The sequence below is a fragment of the Thiohalocapsa sp. genome (assembly GCF_019695415.1).
Classification (GTDB): Bacteria; Pseudomonadota; Gammaproteobacteria; order Chromatiales; family Chromatiaceae; genus Thiohalocapsa.
In genome coordinates, this window is record NZ_JAIFKJ010000239.1 from 1 (window position 1) to 1,928 (window position 1,928).

At 67.4% G+C, this 1,928-nt stretch carries 1 pseudogene; it reads left to right on the forward strand.

Annotated elements, in window-relative coordinates:
• Window positions 1-363: 363 nt before the first annotated feature.
• Window positions 364-1,928: pseudogene (locus I6U14_RS06800) on the forward strand (glucosidase); the annotation flags it as partial.

Sequence of the window (1,928 nt, forward strand, 5' to 3'; positions counted from 1 at the left end):
GCACAACTGCCGCAGCCCGCCTGGTGTGGATGCAACGGCGTGGACTGCCATGCCCCAACCGCGCGACATAACCCAGGCGAGGATGCACCCAGAGCCGCTTCTGCTGCCGATCGGTCCGTCGCGGCAAGGATGCCGCTCCCACACACCCCAGGCGCCCGAGGCCGCCCCGCCACCTGGTCGCGAAGCCACAGCTGCGCGACGAGAACGAGGCCCAGTCTCTCGAGCAGAGCTCGCCGGGCGTCGATCGCCCGTCCCCGATGCCGTCGTCGGCGGATACCCGACACAGCCTTCCCTGCTTTCATCGGCACCGGCCCATTCTGTGAGACACTTACACGCGCAATACCCGCCGACTCCGCCGTTTCCATGCCTCCCGTCAGCCCGCTGCCCGATTATGCAGACGTTGCCGAGCGCCAGCGCCTCGAGGCCCAGCGCACGGGTGACGAAGACTGGCGCCTGTGGGGCCCGTATCTCGCCGAGCGCGCCTGGGGCACCGTGCGGGAGGACTACAGCGCCGACGGCGAGGCCTGGGACTACTTCAGCCACGATCAGGCCCGCTCCCGCGCCTACCGCTGGAACGAAGACGGCCTGGGCGGCATCTGCGATGCGGAGCAATATCTCTGCTTTGCACTCGCCCTCTGGAACGGCCAGGACCCGATCCTCAAAGAACGTGCCTTCGGCCTCACCGGCAATCAGGGCAACCGGGGCGAAGACGTCAAAGAGGTCTACTACTATCGCGACGCCACCCCGACCCACAGCTGGCTGCGGTACCAATACAAATACCCGCAGAGCGCCTTCCCATACGAGCGCCTGGTCGCAGAAAATGCCGCCCGCGGCCGCGATGTGCCGGCCTTCCAGCTCATCGACAGCGGTGCCTTCGACGCCGAACGCTACTGGGACGTAGAAGTCCGCTACGCAAAAGCGACACCCCAGCGCATCCACTGCCGCATCAGCGCGGACAACCGCGGCCAAGACGCCGCCACCCTATACCTCCTACCCACGCTCTGGTTCCGCAACACCTGGAGCTGGGGCGATGCCGATGCGCAACCGCCATCGCTCACCGCCATCGAGCCGCCGCCGGGCGCCGGCTTCGCCGTCCGCGCGGACCACCCCGAGCTCGGGACGTATTACCTTTATGGCGCTGTCGCCTGCGACTTACTCTTTACCGACAACAACACCAACGCGAGCCTGATCTGGGGCACAGACAACCCGAGCCCCTACGTCAAGGACGCCTTCCATCGCTGGCTCATCGACGGCGAACGTGCGGCGGTCAACCCCGCACAGCGCGGCACCAAGTGCGCCGCCGTGCGCCGGATCGAGCTGCGCGGCGGCGAAGGCGCCCAGATGGACCTCGTGCTGTCCGCCGAGCCGCTGACCGACCCCTTCGCAGAGACCGAGCGCACGCTCGCCTCCCGCCAGTCCGAGGCGACCGTCTTCTACGACCACCTGCTGCCCGAGGCGAGCGCCAACGACGCCCGCATCCTGCGCCAGGCCCTCGCCGGCATGATCTGGACCAAGCAGTTCTACCACTACGACGTCGCCCGCTGGCTCGACGGCGACCAGATTCCACCGCCCGCGCAGCGTCGCCACATCCGCAACCACCACTGGCGACACCTCAAGGCCCGCGACATCATCTCCATGCCCGACAAATGGGAGTACCCGTGGTTTGCGGCCTGGGATCTGGCCTACCACTGCGCGGCGCTGGCGCTGGTGGACGTGGACTTCGCCAAGGACCAGGTGGAGCTGATGGTGTCAGACCGCTACCTGCACCCCAACGGCCAGATCCCCGCCTACGAATGGAACTTCGGCGACGTCAACCCGCCGGTGCATGCCATGGCCGCCCTCAAGGTCTTCCGCGCCGAGCGCATCCAGCGCGGCACAGGCGACCACGGCTTCCTGCAACGGGTGTTCCACAAGCTGCTGCTCAACTT